Source organism: Gemmiger formicilis (assembly GCF_900167555.1).
Taxonomy (GTDB): Bacteria; Bacillota; Clostridia; order Oscillospirales; family Ruminococcaceae; genus Gemmiger; species Gemmiger formicilis.
In genome coordinates this window covers 1-14,027 of sequence record NZ_FUYF01000031.1, presented here as the reverse complement: position 1 = coordinate 14,027, position 14,027 = coordinate 1, and the positions used below count along the sequence as shown (strand labels likewise).

General features: G+C 45.7%; 19 protein-coding genes and 3 pseudogenes. 14 read left to right on the top strand and 8 right to left on the bottom strand.

Features of this window, described 5'->3' with window-relative positions; genetic code table 11:
- Positions 1 to 136 precede the first annotated feature (136 nt).
- Complete coding sequence (locus B5D32_RS15275) at positions 137 to 286, bottom strand: hypothetical protein (protein ID WP_159447057.1); 150 nt, start codon at positions 284 to 286, stop codon at positions 137 to 139.
- Between the two features lie 441 nt (positions 287 to 727).
- Here B5D32_RS15275 and B5D32_RS13520 point away from each other — a divergent pair, with 441 nt between their 5' ends.
- The 6 genes from B5D32_RS13520 to B5D32_RS13500 all read left to right on the top strand — a co-directional run bounded on the left by B5D32_RS13520 (position 728) and on the right by B5D32_RS13500 (position 5,246).
- A complete protein-coding gene (locus tag B5D32_RS13520) occupies positions 728 to 922 on the top strand; it encodes an excisionase (protein WP_078785504.1) in 195 nt (64 codons plus the stop codon).
- Positions 923 to 1,036: 114 nt separating this feature from the next.
- Entirely contained in the window at positions 1,037 to 2,299 is a 1,263-nt protein-coding gene (locus B5D32_RS13515) for a site-specific integrase (RefSeq protein WP_078785503.1), read from the top strand.
- Positions 2,300 to 2,562: 263 nt separating this feature from the next.
- Positions 2,563 to 2,925: a DUF3846 domain-containing protein gene (locus tag B5D32_RS15775; protein WP_420896770.1), complete on the top strand. Its 363-nt coding sequence runs from the start codon at positions 2,563 to 2,565 to the stop codon at positions 2,923 to 2,925.
- A 95-nt stretch (positions 2,926 to 3,020) separates the two neighbouring features.
- Complete coding sequence (locus B5D32_RS13510; protein WP_078785502.1) at positions 3,021 to 4,040, top strand: virulence RhuM family protein; 1,020 nt, start codon at positions 3,021 to 3,023, stop codon at positions 4,038 to 4,040.
- 130 nt (positions 4,041 to 4,170) lie between these two features.
- Complete coding sequence (locus tag B5D32_RS13505) at positions 4,171 to 4,473, top strand: Dabb family protein (RefSeq protein WP_078785501.1); 303 nt, start codon at positions 4,171 to 4,173, stop codon at positions 4,471 to 4,473.
- 2 nt (positions 4,474 to 4,475) lie between these two features.
- Entirely contained in the window at positions 4,476 to 5,246 is a 771-nt protein-coding gene (locus B5D32_RS13500; protein ID WP_078785500.1) for an EFR1 family ferrodoxin, read from the top strand.
- Positions 5,247 to 5,407: 161 nt separating this feature from the next.
- Here the strand turns inward: B5D32_RS13500 and B5D32_RS13495 are convergent.
- Together B5D32_RS13495 and B5D32_RS13490 are read right to left on the bottom strand one after the other, a co-directional pair.
- Positions 5,408 to 5,581, bottom strand: a pseudogene (locus B5D32_RS13495) (tyrosine-type recombinase/integrase); the annotation flags it as partial.
- Positions 5,582 to 5,692: 111 nt separating this feature from the next.
- The gene (locus B5D32_RS13490; protein WP_078785499.1) at positions 5,693 to 6,331 is read right to left on the bottom strand and encodes a DUF1847 domain-containing protein; all 639 of its coding nucleotides are present in this window, start codon (positions 6,329 to 6,331) and stop codon (positions 5,693 to 5,695) included.
- A 711-nt stretch (positions 6,332 to 7,042) separates the two neighbouring features.
- Between B5D32_RS13490 and B5D32_RS15050 the strand changes: the two genes are divergently transcribed.
- From B5D32_RS15050 to B5D32_RS13455, 7 genes and pseudogenes are all read left to right on the top strand, one after another.
- Complete coding sequence (locus B5D32_RS15050) at positions 7,043 to 7,279, top strand: hypothetical protein (RefSeq protein WP_143402775.1); 237 nt, start codon at positions 7,043 to 7,045, stop codon at positions 7,277 to 7,279.
- Between the two features lie 49 nt (positions 7,280 to 7,328).
- Positions 7,329 to 7,850, top strand: coding sequence for a hypothetical protein (locus B5D32_RS13480; protein WP_078785497.1), 522 nt, complete (start codon positions 7,329 to 7,331; stop codon positions 7,848 to 7,850).
- Between the two features lie 34 nt (positions 7,851 to 7,884).
- Positions 7,885 to 8,211 carry an HIRAN domain-containing protein gene (locus tag B5D32_RS13475; RefSeq protein ID WP_078785496.1) on the top strand — a complete coding sequence of 109 codons (327 nt, stop codon included), beginning with the start codon at positions 7,885 to 7,887 and terminating at the stop codon, positions 8,209 to 8,211.
- Between the two features lie 190 nt (positions 8,212 to 8,401).
- Positions 8,402 to 8,611 carry a DUF6462 family protein gene (locus tag B5D32_RS13470; RefSeq protein WP_078785495.1) on the top strand — a complete coding sequence of 70 codons (210 nt, stop codon included), beginning with the start codon at positions 8,402 to 8,404 and terminating at the stop codon, positions 8,609 to 8,611.
- 134 nt (positions 8,612 to 8,745) lie between these two features.
- Positions 8,746 to 9,327: pseudogene (locus tag B5D32_RS13465) on the top strand (VirB6/TrbL-like conjugal transfer protein, CD1112 family); the annotation flags it as partial.
- 54 nt (positions 9,328 to 9,381) lie between these two features.
- Positions 9,382 to 9,642, top strand: coding sequence for a type II toxin-antitoxin system Phd/YefM family antitoxin (locus B5D32_RS13460; RefSeq protein ID WP_078785493.1), 261 nt, complete (start codon positions 9,382 to 9,384; stop codon positions 9,640 to 9,642).
- Positions 9,632 to 9,943 (top strand): type II toxin-antitoxin system RelE/ParE family toxin, encoded by a 312-nt coding sequence (locus B5D32_RS13455; protein ID WP_078785492.1) that lies wholly within the window; start codon positions 9,632 to 9,634, stop codon positions 9,941 to 9,943. Before B5D32_RS13460 ends, B5D32_RS13455 begins: the two co-directional genes overlap by 11 nt.
- Before the next feature lie 72 nt (positions 9,944 to 10,015).
- On the opposite strand, the pseudogene B5D32_RS13450 reads toward B5D32_RS13455, so the two are convergent.
- The 5 genes and pseudogenes from B5D32_RS13450 to B5D32_RS13435 all read right to left on the bottom strand — a co-directional run.
- Positions 10,016 to 10,231 (bottom strand): annotated as a pseudogene (locus B5D32_RS13450) (alpha/beta hydrolase); the annotation flags it as partial.
- Positions 10,232 to 10,246: 15 nt separating this feature from the next.
- Entirely contained in the window at positions 10,247 to 11,587 is a 1,341-nt protein-coding gene (locus B5D32_RS13445) for an MATE family efflux transporter (RefSeq protein ID WP_078785491.1), read from the bottom strand.
- Complete coding sequence (locus B5D32_RS15425; RefSeq protein ID WP_200805195.1) at positions 11,574 to 11,795, bottom strand: nitroreductase family protein; 222 nt, start codon at positions 11,793 to 11,795, stop codon at positions 11,574 to 11,576. Before B5D32_RS15425 ends, B5D32_RS13445 begins: the two co-directional genes overlap by 14 nt.
- Before the next feature lie 280 nt (positions 11,796 to 12,075).
- Complete coding sequence (locus B5D32_RS15270; protein WP_159447056.1) at positions 12,076 to 12,219, bottom strand: hypothetical protein; 144 nt, start codon at positions 12,217 to 12,219, stop codon at positions 12,076 to 12,078.
- Positions 12,220 to 12,255: 36 nt separating this feature from the next.
- Positions 12,256 to 13,119 carry a helix-turn-helix domain-containing protein gene (locus B5D32_RS13435; RefSeq protein ID WP_078785490.1) on the bottom strand — a complete coding sequence of 288 codons (864 nt, stop codon included), beginning with the start codon at positions 13,117 to 13,119 and terminating at the stop codon, positions 12,256 to 12,258.
- A 186-nt stretch (positions 13,120 to 13,305) separates the two neighbouring features.
- On the opposite strand from B5D32_RS13435, the gene B5D32_RS13430 reads away from it, so the two are divergent.
- On the top strand, positions 13,306 to 14,027 hold a 722-nt coding region (locus B5D32_RS13430; RefSeq protein WP_338108551.1), incomplete at its 3' end, for a sugar-binding domain-containing protein.

Sequence of the window (14,027 nt, the reverse complement as noted above, 5' to 3'; positions counted from 1 at the left end):
AACGGAGAAATGCCGAGGATCGCGGCGACATCGCTGCCGCCTATCCCCCGCCTGCGGTATGCCAGCCATTCCTGCTCGGTGAGGTTTTCGGTGCTGACCAGCACCTTGGGTTCCCGCCGTATGTGCTCCGGCATCCTCAGCCCCTCCTCTCGCGCTGGCGATAAGGACGTTTGGGGCGGGTGCGTAGATGGTACAGCCGATACTGCAAATTGCGCGGGATGGGTCTTGCCTTGCGCGGGCGCGTGATGCGCCGTGCGATTGCCTTGGGTCTTGCCTGTTCATTCATTTGGTGTTCCACCTTTCCTATATAAAATGTATTTTCCAAAGCCTGTCGGCTCTGAAACAAAATAAAAAAGCGAGAATGACCGCAGGCTATGCCTGATGTTCACGGCAAACCGTGAACCACGATCATTCTCGCTATGGTTGGGTATTTTCACCCGGTATAAAAAGAAAAGTGCCGGCAGCGTCCGCCCAGAATGGGCAGGACAAGGCTGCTGGCACGAATTACAAACTCAAACAACGTGTGCATATAAGCACAAAAATCATTTACAGCTGGAGTATAGCACAAGAATGTCCGCCCTGTCAAGACGGTGAGATTTTGCATGATAAAAGCATCGTATCCGCATCACATCCGCGCATCTTTTGTATATACCATCGTTGTTTTTTACTATACACTTATTCACAAGGAATATATTTCCAAAAGTATAATCAAATGGAGGTAACGCCTATGAAAGAAGTTCCCATTTGGGAAAAATCAAATCTTACACTTGAGGAAGCTGCGGCCTATTCCGGCATCGGTATAAACAAGTTGAGGACATTAACCGATAACGAGCATTGTCAATTTGTACTTTGGGTTGGGTCGAAACGACTCATTAAGCGGCGCAAATTGGATGAATATACAGAAAAAATGTTCTCACTTTAAAAGTCAAAAGCCAAAATGTTGTCAAAATAGCTTGCAGAAAATGATATGTTTGTGGTATTATAAATACGGAACAACGCTCTTTTCTGCATTACTATGTGGAAAGGAACAACGCTCATGACAACAACTCGAAATACAAAACGCAAAGACAAGGCGCGTGTCGTTCTTCGTAAGGGAGAATCCCAGCGCAAAGATGGCAAATACGATTTCCGTTGGACCTCCCCGGATGGTAAACGACATTCTATTTACGCGCCAAGTTTGGAAGAACTTCGGGAAAAGGAAAAAGGCATTCACCTAGATTCGCTTGAAGGCATTAAAGCAGAAGCACGGTACGTTACCCTGAATGATGTGTTCACTCTGTGGGCAAAGGTAAAACGGGGCCTGAAAGATAACACTTTTCAAAATTATCTGTACCTTTATCGGCAGTTCGTGGAGCCGGATTTCGGCAAGTCGAAAGTGTCTACACTCAAAAAGTCGGACATGAAGCAGTTTTACAATATACTGGCAGATGAGCGAGGCTTGCAGATTTCTACAATTGACAGTGTACACACGGTTCTGCATCAAGTGCTGGACATGGCAGTGGATGATTGTTATCTGCGGAGCAACCCTTCGGACAATGTTCTACGGGAGTTGAAAAAAGCGCACCAATTTGAAACCACCCACCGCAAAGCGCTTACTGTTCCGGAGCAGAATCTACTGTTGTCCTACCTTTCCAAAACACCGAAGTACCAGCACTGGTATCCGATTTTCGCGGTTATGCTGGGAACGGGTTTGCGCGTAGGAGAAGCCACCGGTCTGCGTTGGTGTGATGTTGACTTTGAGGAAAGCACGATTTCCGTCAATCACACGCTCGTCAACTACGACCACCGTGAGAACAACGGAGGCAAGAAAGGTTGCTACTTCAACTGCCACTCGCCTAAAACAAAAGCTGGCATTCGTACCGTTCCGATGATGGACTTCGTGAAGGAAGCCTTTGAAAAGGAACGTGCCTATCAGGAGGAATCCGGGATTCATTGCACGGTAACGGTGGACGGTTACACGGACTTCATCTTCGTCAACCGTTTTGGTGAATGCCAGCATCAGGGGACGCTGAACAAGGCAATCCGACGCATTATCCGAGACTGTAACGATGAAGTGCTGACAAACAATCCTGACAGTACCATTCTCCTTCCCCGTTTCAGTTGTCACACTCTGCGACACACATTCACAACTCGGATGTGTGAAGCAGGTGTGAACGTCAAGGTGATTCAAGATGCGCTGGGACATTCGGACATTTCTACAACTTTGAACATCTACGCGGATGTAACCAAGGAACTACGGAAGTCTGAATTTGAAAACCTTGACCGCCAGTTTGCACAATGGAAAGTACCTGAAGAGTAAAGCAAAGTGTACGCCAAATACGCCATACGCCATTTACGCCATTTCATACGCCAAACGATACAATCCGGATAAAGGCTTATGTAGAGATGTAAATTAAAGGACAAAAGATAATCCTTGCCGCGTATAGTAATATCAAGAAATAAAGACTTACAAGTATTCATCGTTGTAATCCCCACGATGAAGCCCATCGACTAAAAAGCATTGATTCTACGCCTTTTATCAACCGCGTTTGGCTGATTTGACACCACATTGACACCAAACTTGTGCAAAAAAGGCTTTACAAGAAAGCAGAGAGTCATCCTCTTACGGATGACTCTCTGCTTTTTTGTTTATGTAGTTGTGCATTTCTGCGCGGAAGCAATGAGGTGATACCACCGAACCGCTTATATGGTCCAACGGATTTCTTCGCAGGTCCGTTTCTGATATGCGGAGACGGTGGTGAAGATCTGATAAGTTTGACGGATAGTCAAATTACAAAATATGAGAAAAAATATCACTCACCCCTGATTTTCATGGAGCTATATCCAAAGCCGATTACTCTCAAATGCACACCAGAATTGTATGCCAAATGTATGGGAGAGGAACATCAGCATGATACACAAGAAAATGAACGTGATGAGAGATAAGTCCATTTGTATGGAAAATCGTGAAAATGGGCTTTGCTCTTATTGAAAAGCATGATATACTATTCTTACATTGTACTGATGTAAGGAGAGCAGCGATGGCAGGCACAGAACGGTATGTTCGTAACAGCACAGCAGATTTTCTTGTGTTCACGAAAGATTCAGAGACAGATGGCATAGAAGTTCGCGTTCAGGATCACGAGGTCTGGCTGACGCAAAAAGGCATCGGACAACTGTTTGATGTTGACCGCAGTGTTGTTGCCAAACATCTGCGGAATATTTTTGCGGAAAATGAATTATCCGAAAGTACAACTTGTGCAAAATTTGCACAAGTTGCAGATAATGGCAAGACCTATCACTACAAATTCTACTCCCTGCCCGCCATTATTGCTGTTGGCTACCGCACCAATTCCACCCGTGCCACGCAATTCCGTCAATGGGCAACCAAAGTGCTGGATACATTTACCCGGCAGGGATATGTTCTGGATAAGGATCGGCTTATTAATGGGCAAATCTTTGATGAAGATTACTTCGACCATTTGGTTTCCGAAATACAGGAAATCCGCGCCAGCGAGCGCCGCTTTTACCAGAAAATTACGGATATTTATGCTACTGCCGTAGATTACTCGGTAGACAGCAAAACGACCAAAGACTTTTTTGCAACCGTTCAGAATAAAATGCACTACGCTGTTCATGGCAGTACTGCCGCAGAGGTCATTGTGCAACGGGCAGACCACACAAAAGACCACATGGGGTTGACCTCATGGAAGAATGCCCCAAACGGGAAGATAGTCAAAGCCGATGTTTCTGTTGCAAAGAACTATTTGCAGCAAGATGAGTTACAAGAACTGAATGAGATTGTAACAATGTACCTTGACTATGCAGCGCGCCAAGCACGGCGGCATATTCCTATGACGATGCAGGACTGGGCAGAGAAACTGGACGCTTTCCTGCAATTCAACGATGCCGAAATTCTAAAAGATAAAGGAAAGGTTACAGCGGCAATCGCAAAGGCTTTCGCAGAAAGTGAATTTGAAAAGTACCGCGTTATACAGGACCGGCAGTACCAAAGCGATTTTGACCGCCTTATGATGGAGGCGGAATCAACAAAACAATAATTACAGGCAGATGCCCTAGACAAGTTTGCAGACAGCCCAACCACGGATATTCGTGATTGTTTTCCAAAGAGCAAGGGACATTTTGTTCGAAACCTGAAGTACATGGCTAAATTTGTGGAGTGAAATTGGTATGATCCGTCACATTTTATTCTGGAAATACACTGACACGGTTAAAGCGGAACACAAAGAAGCGGAAGCACTGGCGTTCCTGCAAAAATCCGTTGCGACAATGGTCGGTCATATTGATGGCCTCCGCTGCGCAGAAATCAATACAAACACTGCCGGTGGAGAGTACGATCTCGTGTTCTATTCCGAACTGCGGGATGCAGATGCCTTACAAGCATTTCAAAATCATCCGCTGCATATTGCCCACCGGGAACGCTGCAAGGCGCTTGTGACAGACCGTTTGTGCGGAGATATGGAGGCAGATTGAAGATGGTTCTGTACTATTCCGGCACGGGCAACAGCAAATATATTGCAAAATGTATCGCATCTGCGCTCGAAACAGATTGCCTCAATCTTAATGAGCGCATCAAGGCGGAAGACACCTCGTCTGTTCAGACAGAGGAAAATGTAATATTGGTCACGCCCACCTATGCTTGGCGTATTCCGCATATTGTTTCCGGCTGGCTTGGAAAAGCGGAATTGGTTGGCGCAAAGTGCATCTGGTTCGTGATGGATTGCGGCAGCGAGATCGGCAATGCAGCAAAGTACAACCGGGAGCTTGCCGCACGGAAAGCCCTTACCTACATGGGCACGGCCCAAATCGTTATGCCGGAGAATTATATTGCTTTGTTCTCAGCACCGAACAAGCAGGAAGCAAAAGCGATTGTCGAGAACGCAAAGCCCGCTATCCGGAGCATCATTGACTGTATCCGTAATGGGATGGAATTTCCCGCACCGCGAAATAATTTGTATGACCGCTTTATGAGCGGTGCGGTAAATCCCATTTTTTACAAGAAAATCGTCAAGGCGGACGCTTTTACGGTAAGTGATACCTGTATCGGTTGCGGAAAATGTGCGCAGCTGTGCCCATTGAATAACATCCGTCTGGATAAGGATAAACCTGTCTGGGGGTCAAATTGTACGCATTGCATGGCCTGTATTTGCTATTGCCCGAAAGAAGCTATCGAGTATGGCAAAAGAAGTGTGGGCAAACCGCGTTATCATTTTGAGGCTTTGGGCGTGGCTGAGAGCATTGTTTGATTAAGATGGCTCCCGGTTTTGCAAATCGGAATTTGTAGGAAGATTTCCTGGACTTTCCTTATTTTACAGGCTTTTCAGCCCATTATATAGTGAAATGATATGTATTTTCCCTTATTTTTGCCCTTATACGGAATCCGCAAGGGAATAAGGGAAATTTTTGTTTAAGCATTGCTCGCTACTTTATCAAGAAGTCTTGCGGAATCTCGCTTTGCTTTTCTTGTTGAGTGAGCGTAAATATTCATTGTGGTACTGACATCAGAGTGTCCTAACAGTTCCTGTACATCTTTCGGAGCAGCCCCATTGGAAAGCAGGTTGCTGGTGTAAGTGTGACGTAACTACAGAAAGAGAACATACAGAGTGTTGTGTGTTCTTTTTTTCGTTGGATAAAAAGAGAAATGCTTGAATAGGATATCTTTATGTATCTTTAAACGCCCAAATTAGAAATATTACTCTTCTTCACTCTTCTTCAACTTCGAATAATAACTATCCGCAGTATAAAGCGCCGCCACCGGATTATGCCCCAATACACGGTCTTTCGTCACTGCTGTCGTAGTCAGTGCCTCGGAATATTTGTAAAACAGACTGTCATGCCCCACACAAAGTCCGACCACAACATTCAGGTCCGTCTTCGCCTTGTTCAGAAGCTTTGCCTGCAGGATCGGATTACACATATTCACACCGACACCTTCGCAGCATTCCGGGATGCCGACCGATGTCTTCTTCTGTGTTCCGGCTTTACAGCTGACACCATACACCTCAAAGCCATGTCTGCGCAGGATATCTGCCAGGATACGGCTTTCTTTCAACAATCCGACACAGGTTGCGATCCCGATCTTTTTCGCATTAATCTTCTTTGCAAAATCCATGATTTCTTCGACACGGGTATGTTTGCAGTAATTCTCATACTCTACTTCAGCTGCAGCGATTGTTACTTTGCGGTTCTCGTCTTCATTGTAGCATTCCATAGCTTCATTTAGAATTTCTTCATCCATGTGTGTTGTCAGACAGAAATCCGGATAGGCTTTATCCATTTTGTTGCAGTTTTTTACTGCGCAGTCGATACAGGACATGTCTTCTTTTTTCATTTTTTCATTCTCCTTTTGTATACCTTGGTATCTACAGAGGCCTGCCACTGGCAGATTCTCTAGATTAAGCTTTACTTTGTAAAATATCCTCTATTTACTTCATAATAACAAATACTTATACTACAGACAATGGTTTTCCGTTTTTATTTTCTTATTTTTTGTAGTTCTTTTCTATGAGAAACGTTCCCAGATTCAGGGTTGATTTGTCATGAATTGTCGATTCTGATTTTTGAAAAATTATTGAAAATTATCTTTTTAAACTTGAAGATATACAACAGTCTCTCTGATAGACCATCATCTTTGGATTTAGTCAAGCATTTATCAAAAAACTAAAGATGTACCGTTTCACCAAATAGACGGGACGTACTTCATTTGATAAAAAACTAAAAAAACAGCGATTTACATCAAACTAAGAAATTATCGATATGGGAAATTGATAACTCCCAGTTTGCCTTTGTATCCCTTATTCATAATACTTGAAGACCCAAAGAGGAAAATTATCGGGTGATGAAACAGTAGATTTAACAGGCGCTCTCTGCAAATCCTCTAGATGAGGCGAATTTGCAGAGAGCGCTTGTTTGTATCAAAGCAGAGAATTGTATAATTTCGTACAATGTGTTTAAAGTCCAAATTATAGGACAGGCCATGATTTATAATAGAAGTATCGAAGGGAACGGTTCCCTTCCCCAATACAAAGCGGAGGTAACTACTATGCTGAAGGATATGGATTTCGGGGTCTATGGTAAGGGCATTGACGGATATATTCACTATTCTCTGGCAATGGATCGTATCCAAGAGGAAAAGGAAAGCCGTAAAGCGCTGATGGATGAGTTCGATAATGATGTGGACGAAATGGATGAACTTGATAACGATGAGGACAACTTCGATTCGGACGACCTTGATTCTGATGACTTTGGTTCGGATGATTTCGGCGGTGATGATTTCTGACGGAAAACGTCACCGGTAAAATATCGTACATGACAGAAAGGACTTTACGATGAAAAAGACTATTTGGAAAAACATTCTTTGCGCAGTGTTCGTTACGTTGACCGCCTGCATCCTGTGTACCGGCGCATTTGCTGCCAAGTATACCTGCATCAAAAGCGGCTGCACCAGAGAGGCTGCTAAGGGCTCTGCCTATTGTTGGATACATAAGCCCGCTAAGAGCAATTCCAGCGTCTCTGGCAGCGGCTCCAGACCGTCCAGCAGCAGCTCTAGCACAAAGCATAAATACACCTGCATCAAAGACGGCTGCACGCGAGAAGCGGATAAGGACTCTGCCTACTGCTGGGTACATCGCCCTTCCAAATCTTCCACCAAGAGCAGCACTTCTTACAGCTCCAAATCTTCGTACAGCAGTTCTTACTCCAGCAGCAAAAAATCCTACAAGACGTATGATTCCTATGACGATGGCTACGATGCCATCTACGATGATGACGACTACGATGAGGATCGCTACGACAGCGACCCGGACTACGCAGCAGGCGTAGATGACGCTATGGACGAGCTGGATTGGTAACACAACAGTTTATGCAAATGACAGGAGGTTCCCTATGAAAGCATTTATCACGATCACCAGATTGAAGTTCCATTTTGGCAGCAAGCCTTTTGGGGTCGGGCAAAAGGTAAAGCTGGTCAAAGAGCCTGACAATGAGTATGACAGCGAAGCAATCAAGGCAGAGCTACCGGGGCTTGGCTGCGCGGGTTATGTGGCAAACAGCCCGCACACGGTTTTGGGCGACTGCATCAGCGCCGGGCGGTTGTATGACAAAATCGGAGACAGCGCCACGGTCAAAGTTGTCTATGTACTGGACAATGCGGTTGTCTGCAAGGTGAAGATTGCAGAGAAAGAAAAGATGTGCGGTCAATGCATCGAATGACAGCTTTATCGGAGGTTATTGCCCGCATTCGGCGCTGGGTATCGAATGATCCGCATAAGTGTTGCAGAGGTTGCTGCGTGACATGTCCATATTATAAAGATTGTGAGGTTGATGCACAAAAAAGATAAAACTTCAAGATTACGATCCCAGAACAGAAAACAGGGCAAGCTAAAACGAAAAGAGGTTTATTATGGCTTATTCGCGTAAAGACGTTGATAAAACAAAGCAGAACGCCAAGAAATTCGTTCGCTACCAAGAGGGTGCTGAAAAGTACAGCATGGGTTTGACAAAATTCACAGCGCTCGCTAAAGAAGCTAAGGCTGTTTACAAAATTGACAAGGTGACCTTAGTCAACTGTGAGATTTTTGAACGGTATCTGGAATCGTTCCGTATTCCGTAAAATTCTCACTTCACAGCCTCTCTGATATTAACAAACAAAACTCCCCCAAGTGTGCATACGCTGTGCGTAGAGGCCTGGGGGAGATGTTGTTGTTATAGTAGCAAATTTATAGGTTTCTTGTCAAGAACTGAACGTTATACTCCACCGCAAGGGTAGCCAAGGGTGCGGTGACCTATGGGCTGGAATTGATGCTGGCAGTGTTCTCCATCGTGCAGGGCATGGTGTCCACCATTATCACCCAATCGGGCGGTTCCGGCATGAGCAGCGTATCGCTGCCACAGGAGTTGATCGATGCCATCAACAATGTGGGCTTTTGGGATTCTATTCCGTTGTGGGCGGTTACGCTGATTGGCGGGCTGCTGATTACGGTTTTATCTTTTACCATGATTCTCACGGTTTACGGCAGAATGTTCAGTCTTTGGATGTACGCCGCTGTTGCGCCGATTCCGCTGTCTACATTCGCGGGTGAGCCTACAAGCAGTGTGGGTAAAAACTTCATCCGCAGTTATGCGGGTGTGTGTTTGCAGGGCGTGGTGATTGCGTTGTCCTGCATTATTTTCTCCACCATTTCGTCCAGCCCGCCCGCTGTGGATACAAGCGCATCTGTTGTCACCGCCGTTTGGACCTATGTCGGAGAACTGGCGTTCAACCTGCTGGTGCTGGTCGGGGCAATAAAGGGCTGTGACCGCATTGTGAAAGAAATTATGGGATTGTGAGTTGCAGGCGCGGCTTTTTTGTGGTATAATAGAGCCACGAAAGGAGCTGAGACTATGCCTGAAATTATTCCGATTCGTGATTTAAAGAACACCAACGCAATTTCCCAACGCTGTCATGAAACAGCAGAACCTATCTTTGTAACCAAAAACGGTTATGGTGATATGGTTATCATGAGCATGGAAGCCTATGAGCACCAACAAATCATGAATGATGTATACGCAAAGCTGGCAACGGCTGAAGCACAGCACGAAGCTGGAATGGGGCGATCTCTTGCTGATATTCTAAAAGAAACGGGCAAGAAGTATGCATTATAATGTCGTTTTGCTGCCGGCAGCTGAGGATGATTACCAAGAAATCTTGCGATATTTTGAAAGACAGTTCGACTCTCAGCAGGCAATTCGTTCGTTTGTAAAAGATTTTGGTGAAGTGCTGCTTCGTTTGGAAGAGACTCCTACAATTTATGGGTACTCCCGCGACGAGGTGCTTCGGCAGAGAGAATACAGGAAGTTCTTGATTGGAAGATATGTAGCTCTCTTCAAAATTGATGAACCAAGAAATACCGTGGAAATTTACAGAATCTTCCACGGAACACAAAATTATACGAAATATTTATAATGAAGAACGCCGCTGTGCAGATTGCATAGCGGCGCTTTTGTTTACAGGAGGTGTCTTTTATCGAAATCAAAATATGATGAGCAATTCCTTGTTATCGCCGGTCAGCTTGCTGTATGCCGTCTCGCTGAAATAGCGGGAGTGCGCTTTCTCTCCGTGTACCAGCAGCACGGCAGAGCGAATCTCGCTGCTGTATTGCAAGAGCGGCGTCTTCAGGAACGACAGCGAGGACGTCACGTTCCAGCCGCCGTTGGAGTTCAGACTGCGGGGATGGTATCGTTCATCATTTCTCCTCATTGGAACATGTTATAAGATATTTTTGTGGCGATGCCATGCCATTATTATGAGAGCAATGAGCATAGTGGCGGTTTCCGCAACAGGAAATGCAAGCCAGATTCCGTTCAGTTGGAATAATTTGTTCAGACACCATAAGGCAGGAACAAGGAAAAGCAGTTGTCTGCATAATTGAATCGCTATGCTGGAACCTACTTTTTCTGTCGCCTGAAAATAGGTGGAAATCATGGTAGAGAGACCGCAAAACAGATAGCTTGCCGCCATGATTCGCATAGCGGATATTCCAAAGGAGCGCATGGCTTCCGACGCTGTAAATAATTCCAAAAGCTGCGCCGGAAAAAAGTTGACGGTCAATGTTCCCAGTATCATCATACCGGAGACCAAAGCGGTTCCGTATCGGAAAGCGGAGTGCAGCCTATCTCTGTTTCCCGCACCGTAGTTAAACCGCATAATAGGCAAACAGCCCTGAATCAAGCCGTTTACTGTCATAACGATCAGCTGCTGCACCTTAAAATACGCACCGAAGAATGCAATCGCCGTATCGGAATACGCCACCAGAAACAGATTGACGAATGTCACCATAAACGAACTGAGGGCATTCATAATGAAAGATGGTAAGCCAAGGGCGAATATACGGGCAATCATCCGCTTTTGTATATGAAATTCTTTGATCTTTATCCGCACTTTTTGCTTTTTGCCCAGCAGCAAGGCAAATGCCAAAATCATGGATAACAAATAGCCCGCAACAGTAGCCCCCGCAGCGCCACGGATTCCCATAGCTGGAAAAACACCAATACCAAAAATTAGGAGTGGGTCAAATACAAAATTAACGACCACTCCTGCAATCTGGAACCACATAGGAGCAATCATGTTCCCAGTAGCCTGTATCATCTTCTGGATTGCGATATGCACCATGTTGGGAATTTGCATGAACGAACATACGCTCATATAGGCAAGACTCAACTGATAAATTTCTTCGTTATTGGTGAATGCCCGAAAATAGAGTTTCATAATCAGTAATGCCAGAAGATTGAGCAAAGCACCAATTCCAAAGGCCAGTAACAATCCATGTGTGACGGTAGTATTTGCCTCATCCTGCTTTTTCTCCCCAAGATACCCTGCAATCAGTACATTCACGCCAACGCCGATCCAGATAGATGTCGCATTCATCAAAGTTGTAATGGGAAACGACAGGGAAACCGCCGTCAAAGCATTTTCACTCAGCCGCGCTACAAACGCGCTGTCTATCAGATTATAGGAATATTGCAGAAACATGGAAATCAGCGGCGGTATCGACATTTGCCAGATGAGTTTTCCAACGGGCGCAACCGCCATTTTGTTATTGGTCTGCATGCTTTCCCTCTTCTCCACAAATTGTCCGAACAATATAGTTTTGTTTGCGTGCTGCGGGCTGACCGGCTTCCTGGGCCGGATAAGTCCCTGCTTCCAGTACAGCGTCCAAAGCCTTGGAAGGGACAGATTTCGATTTATAAGCCCGTACACTACGGCACATCTTGATAAGAGACAAAAAATTTTTCCCCATACAGATATAGTCCTCCATTCTGCTAATACTTCCGAGATACCGGCAACAAAAAAGCCACACAACTATCACAAGATAGCTGTGTGGCAAAAAGATGACCGAATCCGGAAAAGTCCACTAAAGTTTTGCGTTTATTATTATAGCGAACTTGAAGGAGACTGTCAAGCATCAATCATTACGGAATTGTGGCGGCTGTCTGTTGTTTTTGTGTTACTTTATGGCACATGAGAAATTCCGTCTGGTTTTGTACTCGTAGTGAATGGACATGTTCTCCCATTGGGAGGCCACCCACCAGTCCAATTCATTCAGTACGATATTGGATAGGATTATTCAAGGCTCGGAATGCTTCTCGATATGGTAAAATATCCGGATCTTCCTTGACTTTTCTTCCCTCAAAACGCTGCATGATGTCTTGCCGTGTCACATCCGAAATTTTATCCATCATAATACTCTCATTCATTAGCAGATAATCTGTCGCGCCTTATACTGCCTCAGTAGGGATCATTTCTTTCCTATACTGCGCCGGTGACTTCCCTATCTCTTTCTTAAACACCCTGCTGAAATACAGCGGGTTCTCATACCCTACGATTTCGGAAATTTCCTTGATGTTGTAGGTCGTCCGCTCCAACAGGCTTTGGGCGTTGACCATGCGCAGGGAGAGGATGTACTGGGCCGGGGACATACCTGTGTACTGTTTGAAATTGTGTATAAACCAGTTGGTGCTGATGTGCAGGGATTCCGCATAATCGTCTATGCTGATCTTTGTGTTATAGTTCTCATTGAAGTAAGCCGCCGCGCGTTCAATTTGCTCTTGGACGTTGCCGGTGGCTTTTTTCTGTTCATGCTGTTGGCGGTCCACCAACAGCAGAATATCATTGAACAGCGATGCAATATAGTCCTCGTACCCATAGCGGCACAGCTGCAATTCCTGAATGATTTTGCGGAACAGCGCCTTGTAATCCGGCAGCACACCGCAGTAGAACACATGCTCATCGAGCGAGATGCCGTGATACGCCAGTATGTTCTTTACATCGCTGCCTGTGAAGTGAATCCAGAAAACTTCCGGGTTATCTTCCAGATAATATACATATTTTTGGATTTCTTCCGGCTTGTACAGCACCATATAGCCCGCGCTGACGATTTCTTCCCTGCCGTCAAACCAGAAATGCGTCTTGCCGTTTGCCACATATAAAATCTGGTAATCCCTGCGCCCTTTCTGCCAGTAAGTCGGTAGTTTGGGGCGCGTTTTCAGCCGGTAGGTGCCGCAGCTGCCCACCACCAACGGTGTGGAGTTGTCTTTGAAATCTTTACGGGAATTGTTCAGATATCCAGCGTTAATGTACACAAAAATTCCCTCCTGTTTTTGTGAATATTGCTAGGTGCTTCGTCCATTTTACCTTCACTTTACAAAAAGCCATTGATTTTGTGCATATTTAGTGCAATACCGTTTATGTTTTATTGTATATAGAAATTGTATAATAATTTCAGACGAAACGCAAGCAGAACTGTATAAATCACAGGAGGAGAATGGATGATTATTCCGCACTATTACGAGGACCCGCACACACTGCATGTGGGTACTATGCCGAATCGTGCCTATTACATTCCGGCATCCCGGCGCAGCGATGCCTTAGTCGAGCACCGCGAGACCTCGGATCGCTTCCAGCTTTTGAACGGAAGCTGGAAATTTCGGTACTACGCCAGTATTTATGACTTGCAGGATGCTTTCTACGAGGTCGGCTATGATGCCTCCGCTTTTGACAGCATCCCGGTCCCCAGCGTGTGGCAGAACCACGGCTACGACCACCACCAGTACACCAACATCCGCTATCCGTTTCCCGCTGATCCGCCGTATGTTCCTAAGGAGAACCCCTGCGGCGCTTACCTCTATGACTTCACCTACCAGAAAGATGCCGCTGCCCCGTGCGCATTTTTGAATTTTGAGGGTGTTGCCTCCTGCTTCTACGTCTGGCTCAACGGTCAGTTTGTCGGGTACAGTCAGGTCGCCCATTCCACAAGCGAGTTCGATGTAACGAAGTTTTTGCAGGACGGCACCAACCATCTGGCGGTCCTCGTGCTGAAATGGTGCGATGGCAGTTACATGGAAGACCAGGATATGTTCCGCATGAACGGCATTTTCCGTGATGTCTACCTGCTGCACCGCCCGGAACAGTGCATCGAGGACTATTTCATCACCACCGACATCCACGGCAGCACCGCAGAGGTTGCTGTCCGCCTGCGTTACTACGATTC

Bases quoted from the DNA above. Each gene is read 5' to 3' on its own strand.
- B5D32_RS15275 (WP_159447057.1), bottom strand. From the start codon at position 286: ATGAATGAACAGGCAAGACCCAAGGCAATCGCACGGCGCATCACGCGC.
- B5D32_RS13520 (WP_078785504.1), top strand. From the start codon at position 728: ATGAAAGAAGTTCCCATTTGGGAAAAATCAAATCTTACACTTGAGGAA.
- B5D32_RS13515 (WP_078785503.1), top strand. From the start codon at position 1,037: ATGACAACAACTCGAAATACAAAACGCAAAGACAAGGCGCGTGTCGTT.
- B5D32_RS13510 (WP_078785502.1), top strand. From the start codon at position 3,021: ATGGCAGGCACAGAACGGTATGTTCGTAACAGCACAGCAGATTTTCTT.
- B5D32_RS13505 (WP_078785501.1), top strand. From the start codon at position 4,171: ATGATCCGTCACATTTTATTCTGGAAATACACTGACACGGTTAAAGCG.
- B5D32_RS13500 (WP_078785500.1), top strand. From the start codon at position 4,476: ATGGTTCTGTACTATTCCGGCACGGGCAACAGCAAATATATTGCAAAA.
- B5D32_RS13490 (WP_078785499.1), bottom strand. From the start codon at position 6,331: ATGAAAAAAGAAGACATGTCCTGTATCGACTGCGCAGTAAAAAACTGC.
- B5D32_RS15050 (WP_143402775.1), top strand. From the start codon at position 7,043: ATGCTGAAGGATATGGATTTCGGGGTCTATGGTAAGGGCATTGACGGA.
- B5D32_RS13480 (WP_078785497.1), top strand. From the start codon at position 7,329: ATGAAAAAGACTATTTGGAAAAACATTCTTTGCGCAGTGTTCGTTACG.
- B5D32_RS13475 (WP_078785496.1), top strand. From the start codon at position 7,885: ATGAAAGCATTTATCACGATCACCAGATTGAAGTTCCATTTTGGCAGC.
- B5D32_RS13470 (WP_078785495.1), top strand. From the start codon at position 8,402: ATGGCTTATTCGCGTAAAGACGTTGATAAAACAAAGCAGAACGCCAAG.
- B5D32_RS13460 (WP_078785493.1), top strand. From the start codon at position 9,382: ATGCCTGAAATTATTCCGATTCGTGATTTAAAGAACACCAACGCAATT.
- B5D32_RS13455 (WP_078785492.1), top strand. From the start codon at position 9,632: ATGCATTATAATGTCGTTTTGCTGCCGGCAGCTGAGGATGATTACCAA.
- B5D32_RS13445 (WP_078785491.1), bottom strand. From the start codon at position 11,587: ATGCAGACCAATAACAAAATGGCGGTTGCGCCCGTTGGAAAACTCATC.
- B5D32_RS15425 (WP_200805195.1), bottom strand. From the start codon at position 11,795: ATGGAGGACTATATCTGTATGGGGAAAAATTTTTTGTCTCTTATCAAG.
- B5D32_RS15270 (WP_159447056.1), bottom strand. From the start codon at position 12,219: ATGATGGATAAAATTTCGGATGTGACACGGCAAGACATCATGCAGCGT.